8 protein-coding genes are annotated in these 5,321 nt (G+C 34.5%); 7 read left to right on the top strand and 1 reads right to left on the bottom strand.

Annotated elements, in window-relative coordinates:
• Window positions 1–45 precede the first annotated feature (45 nt).
• Complete coding sequence (locus tag ACXAC4_RS20555) at window positions 46–597, bottom strand: substrate-binding periplasmic protein (RefSeq protein ID WP_475165056.1); 552 nt, start codon at window positions 595–597, stop codon at window positions 46–48.
• Window positions 598–1,026: 429 nt separating this feature from the next.
• Between ACXAC4_RS20555 and ACXAC4_RS20550 the strand changes: the two genes are divergently transcribed.
• The 7 genes from ACXAC4_RS20550 (at window position 1,027) to ACXAC4_RS20520 (ending at window position 5,155) form a co-directional block, all read left to right on the top strand.
• Window positions 1,027–1,296 carry a hypothetical protein gene (locus ACXAC4_RS20550; protein ID WP_475165054.1) on the top strand — a complete coding sequence of 90 codons (270 nt, stop codon included), beginning with the start codon at window positions 1,027–1,029 and terminating at the stop codon, window positions 1,294–1,296.
• A gap of 634 nt (window positions 1,297–1,930) precedes the next feature.
• A complete protein-coding gene (locus tag ACXAC4_RS20545; protein ID WP_475165053.1) occupies window positions 1,931–2,140 on the top strand; it encodes a hypothetical protein in 210 nt (69 codons plus the stop codon).
• Window positions 2,141–2,214: 74 nt separating this feature from the next.
• Entirely contained in the window at window positions 2,215–2,412 is a 198-nt protein-coding gene (locus ACXAC4_RS20540) for a hypothetical protein (RefSeq protein WP_475165052.1), read from the top strand.
• Between the two features lie 74 nt (window positions 2,413–2,486).
• A complete protein-coding gene (locus ACXAC4_RS20535; RefSeq protein WP_475165050.1) occupies window positions 2,487–3,263 on the top strand; it encodes an SH3 domain-containing protein in 777 nt (258 codons plus the stop codon).
• A 222-nt stretch (window positions 3,264–3,485) separates the two neighbouring features.
• Window positions 3,486–4,451, top strand: a complete 966-nt coding sequence (locus tag ACXAC4_RS20530; protein WP_475165049.1) for a C39 family peptidase — start codon at window positions 3,486–3,488, stop codon at window positions 4,449–4,451.
• 153 nt (window positions 4,452–4,604) lie between these two features.
• Window positions 4,605–4,916 carry a hypothetical protein gene (locus ACXAC4_RS20525; protein WP_475165048.1) on the top strand — a complete coding sequence of 104 codons (312 nt, stop codon included), beginning with the start codon at window positions 4,605–4,607 and terminating at the stop codon, window positions 4,914–4,916.
• Between the two features lie 47 nt (window positions 4,917–4,963).
• Window positions 4,964–5,155, top strand: a complete 192-nt coding sequence (locus tag ACXAC4_RS20520) for a hypothetical protein (protein ID WP_475165047.1) — start codon at window positions 4,964–4,966, stop codon at window positions 5,153–5,155.
• Window positions 5,156–5,321: the final 166 nt, after the last annotated feature.

The raw sequence follows: 5,321 nt of genomic DNA, 5'->3' as shown, positions 1-5,321 counted from the left end.
AAGGTTAACGACGGTTAGATTCACCTCTTACACAGCACCTAGGGGTTAATAAACTGGCTTAAATGCGCCTGCTTTATAAGCTTTATCAACGATTCTGATTAATTCTGCATTAGATATATTAAGTTTATGTTTTTTACTGAAGCCAAAGGAGGTTTCTTTGGCCCTTGTTTTGTCTAATGAGATAGGTGAAATCCATAGGGCTGAAAGGTCTTGTTCTTTAGATAGAGAAGCAAATTTTTCAGGGCTTACCATAAGAATGTCGATGCGGTCTTTGAGCAATAATGAAAATCCCACTCTGGCGCTTTGAATTGAGATCTTGTCTAGAGATGTGTCTTTATCGAAACGAGGGAAGTAACTTTCACCTCGCGCTACGCCAATAATCTTGCCGTAAAGGTCTTCATATTTTGTAATTGTGATTTTTTTTCTTGAGATAACTTTCAATTGATCTGCTGTTTTGAAAGGCGCGAAAAACGCAAACTGCTTTCTAGGTGGTGTTGGACTTAAACCTGCAACGACATCTACTTCTCCACTTTCTAAGAAAGCCACACAGCGGGCAAAGTTAGGTGACTTAACAAATGTAATCTCTTTATTTAGCACTGTGGCAAGTACCCTCAGAGCAGGTGCTGTGTAAGAGGTGAATCTAACCGTCGTTAACCTTAGCAATACGTGGTATATTTTACTTACGTATTCGTTCAGTTACGTATTGCTAAGGTTAAACGGTATGTCGAGTTCCAGGACTACAGCACCTAAGGATTATTAATGGTGAAATGGATTATCAAGAAGGAAACGATAAGGCAATGGATAACTAATCTATTGCCTTATCTCTTTAAACAAATAAAAGAATGAGGGTAACGAAATGAAATCAACATTAAAACTTAACAAGTCTGCAATTTATGGTATCGGTAATTGTAGAGGATTTAGAAAACTTTAGATTTAACAGGTAATAAACTGTTTGATTTTGAAGAAGTAAGAAATTGTACCAACCTTGATGAATTATTTAAACAGTGGTTATTACAATTCGATGATTTGTCTAGTACCCTAGACGAGGATTTAGAAGATGTAAAACTAGAATTAAGTGAACATATGAAGTATATGTCTATTTGGAACGTAAGTGAGGTAGAAAAAGCAACGAATGTTAAGTCCTTTAAAGATTACTTCGAGGGGTATGAAGGTTTCTCTAAACTTGTAGTTGATTTCTATGAAACTAGTTCTAAAGAAGATGAAGAGTGGGCGAAAACAGAGAACTCACCTGAGTTCAAAGCAAAGTTTAAAGAACTGACAGGTATGGAAATTTAATTTAAGAATAGGGGTAGGTAATTATGGAAACTGGATTAGAAACAAAGTTATCTAGTATTCTAGCAACTTCAAAGGTACTTTCATTTAAAGAATTTCAAGAACTCATTAGATAACTTAGTAAATGAAGAAAACAAACGTAGTTTTACAATGACAACTGATACAGGTTCTTGTACGAAGGGGTATATCTTTAGTTTAGACACCGAAGAAAATAGGTCTAAACTGAAAGTAAATAGGTTAGGGAATGAGAGAACATCGCATAACTTTTGTACCTAGTATAGTAAGGTGTATCTCGCAGAAACAAGAAGGGGTATTTACTGTCTTTTACGAAACGTCAATTGTCATTATTGCAATAAAATAATAAGGTTTATAGCTCTAAACTACTAAGTTTAGGGCTATTTCTCTGTATAAATTTGTAACTATAGTTGACAAATAGCGAAACTTATGTTATAATAGTATTATAGTTAAAGATAAAGCAAAGTACATAGCAGACTTTGGAAACTTCGGGGAGGAAGAATAAAATGAAAGCATCAAATATAACAAAATTAGCAACTACTGGACTAGTAGTCTAGGAGCATTAACGTTTCCATCAAGTTCACTAGCAGAAGTAGGAAACCAAGCTACAAAGAAAATTGAAATGGTACAAGAACAGAATCAAGAAACTGTTAAATCAGGGGAAGTAACACAAAAAGATTTATTAAAATTACAAGATTACTTAAAACAGCAAGAAAAGTTATTTGCTGACGAAGATAAATTAAAGGAACAACAAAATAAAGAGAAAGACATTACGGTTGAAAATAAAGAATTAGAAAATAAGTTCGTAGAATTACAAACTAAACGAAGATAAACTAGCAAAAGAGATTCAAACGTTCAAAGAAAGTATTAAATATCCTTCTGAAACAGTTGGGGTAGAAAAGAAAGATGAAAATAAGGTTGAAACCGGAACAAGATGCAGAAAAAGAGTATGTGAAAAAGCGTGAAGACAATAAGAAAGCAGTTAAAGAAGTACAAGATAAGTTACAAGAGTTAAAAGTAAAAGAAGAACAGCAGAAGAAAGAAGCTGAAGCTGAAAGCAAAGCAAGAAGCAGAGTTAAAGGCAAAACCAGGAAGCGGAACTAAAAGCGAAGGAAGAATCTGATTCAAAAGCAAAAGTTGAAGCTGAAACGAAAGCTAAAGAAGAAGCAAACGCTAAAGTGAAGAAGGAAGCCGAAGATAAAGCGAAGTTAGATGCTGAAACAAAAGCGAAACAAGAAGCTGAAACTAAAAGAAAACAAGATAAAGAAGAAAAAGCAAAAGTAGAAGCTGAAACAAAGGCGAAACAAGAATCTGAGTTAAAAGTGAAAGAAGAACAAGAAAAGAAAGATGCTGAAACGAAGGCGAAAGCAGATGCAGAGTTAAAAGCAAAAGAAGAGTCTGAATTAAAGGCAAAACAAGAAGCTGAATTAAAAGCGAAAGAGGAAGCAGAACTAAAAGCAAAATCAGTTGCACCTCAATTAGCATCATCACAAGCATCAGACCAACCAGTAATTAAACGTATTAAAATGGAAAAGAATTTCTTAACTTATGAAGAACCTTCTTTATCATCGCCTATTTCTTGTGAGTACTTACCACAAACTGTTAACGTAGTAGAAGAAGGTAAAGACGGTTGGGTGAAAATCAAAACATACTTCGGTGATAAATGGTTATTAATTGAGCAAACTAAACGAGTTAAAATTGATAGAGTATTCTATACGTATAATGAACCTTCATTATCATCAGGTATTTCATCAGGATTCTCACCACAAACTGTAACTGTATTAGAGGAACGTCCTGACGGATGGATGAAGATTAAAACATACTTTGGTGATAAATGGATGTTAAAAGAGCAGAAGAAACTTCCAATGGATAGAGAACTTCTATACTTACAATGGACCTTCTTTATCGTCAGGTGTTTCAAGTTACTTCTTAGCACAAAAACTAGAAGTCATTGAAGAACGAGCAGAACGGTTGGGTAAAAGTAAACACGTATTTAGGTCATAAATGGGTAACAAAGGATATGAAGAAGGTATGGATGACTGAAAAACTTCTTTATCTACAATGATGCTTCTTTATCATCAGGTATCGCAAGTGAATGCGGAGCGCAACCAGTTGGCGTATTAGAAGAACGTGAAGATGGTTGGATTAAAATTGATACTTGGTTAGGTCATAAATGGGTGAAAACTACAGAGAAGAAAGTATGGATGACTAAAAACTTCTTCCTATACAATGACTCTAATTATGAATCAGGAATTGCTTCTGAGTGTTCACCACAACCAGTTGGGGTAATTGAAGAACGTGCAGGTGGATGGATTAAAATTCATACTTGGTTAGGTCACAAGTGGGTAAACACAGTTCAAAACAAAGCAAAACACGAAAACATCTATTTCAACAAAGTATTCTTTGCATACGATAGCCCTAACTTCTCTTCAAACGTTGCAGGTAAATTTGCACCTCAAACTGTAGAAGTAAAAGAAAAACGTGGAGCATGGGTACGCATTGGAACTGGTTTAGGTGATAAGTGGGTAAATAAAGATACACTAAACAACGATTTAGTATTATTAGACGTACCACATTACTACCAATACCCTTCATTATACAATGGTTGTGAAGTTGTTTCATTACAAATGTTAGTAGAGTACCATACTGGACAAAGATTTAATATGGTAAACTTCGCTATGCAAATGCCAATGGATACTACACCAATGGTTAAGCAAGGTGGACGTTATAAAACTTGGGGAGACCCAGATGTTGGTTTCGTAGGTGATGTTACAGGTAAGAGACCGGGATTCTCAATCAACCCAGCACCATTAAAACGTCTTTTAAACCAATATGCTAAAGGTACAAACCTTACAGGAAGTAGCTTCTCTGTATTAGAAAATTATGTTCGTAACGGTAAACCAGTAGTAGCTTGGGTAACAGAAGGATTAACAACTCCTAATAGTTCTGTTACATGGAAAACTCCAAGTGGTAAAACTATCTATGCGAAATTCAATACTCATGCAGTTACAATCACAGGGGTAGATGGAAACAATGTTTACTACAATGACCCTGTAACTGGTCAGAAGAATGCTAGAGCATCTAAATCTCACTTTGAAAACATCTATAATCAAATGGGACAAAAAGCATTAAGCATTAACTAAGGTAAATAGAAGAGTCTTAGAACTTAATAGTCTAAGGCTTTTTTATTGTGTAACTATATTTGACAAATAAAGAAACTTATGGTATAATAGTATTATAAGTAAAAGAGAAATACTTATAAACAAGGTCAATTTAAAAGGGAAGAGGTAATGAGAATGAGTAAAGTAGTAGAATCAAAACGAGTTAGTATTATGGAAGCAATGGATATGGCAAGTAAAAACAATATGTGGCGTGGTGATTTACTTATGATTAATGATGGGGAGGTTGTTGACCAAACTTTAGTAGTCATTCATGCATTACCGTATGGAGAAGAAACAAAGTATGTTGTTACAATGCAACGTGATTTAAAGGAATTATTTGCAGTAAATAATCGTGATATGGAAGTAAAACAGCCTTTAAACCAAGTAATCTACACAATTGAACAGTTTACAGAACAGTTTACAGGAAACGAATCAGAACGATTTTGAATTACAGGAGTTAATTGTAGAATAAAAGGGAGGTAAGAAATTTAATTATGAAAACATCTAACAGTTTTAAAGAAGTTTCATTAGAGCATGTGAAACAAGTAGCGAAACAAGATTTTCAGTGGCGTGGAGACATCGTTATTCAATCAGACAATCCAGTAAACTGTAAGACATACTTTGTCGTTGTTCATCATGTGTTATTAGAAGGGAAAGAACCATTATATTTGCACATTCAGTTATGATATTACTGGTTTAGAGTACATTCACGATGAAAACGAACAGGATTACGATGATAGAACGAGATTCTTGAAGCCATTAGACGTAGTACATAATTGGTATACATCAGAGCCATATACAGGTTATAAGTTTATGGAACGAAGTAAGTAACACAAGTTCAGAAAGGGGTAA

This window comes from Pseudoalteromonas sp. AWM4_233 (genome assembly GCF_056158285.1).
Note: the sequence above shows the minus strand (reverse complement) of the source record. Positions and strands in the feature narration are given on the sequence as shown.

What these genes read in the sequence shown, in the direction of transcription:
- ACXAC4_RS20545 (WP_475165053.1), top strand. Translation starts at nt 1,931, where the DNA reads ATGGTACAAGAACAGAATCAAGAAACTGTTAAATCAGGGGAAGTAACA.
- ACXAC4_RS20540 (WP_475165052.1), top strand. Translation starts at nt 2,215, where the DNA reads ATGAAAATAAGGTTGAAACCGGAACAAGATGCAGAAAAAGAGTATGTG.
- ACXAC4_RS20525 (WP_475165048.1), top strand. Translation starts at nt 4,605, where the DNA reads ATGAGTAAAGTAGTAGAATCAAAACGAGTTAGTATTATGGAAGCAATG.
- ACXAC4_RS20520 (WP_475165047.1), top strand. Translation starts at nt 4,964, where the DNA reads ATGAAAACATCTAACAGTTTTAAAGAAGTTTCATTAGAGCATGTGAAA.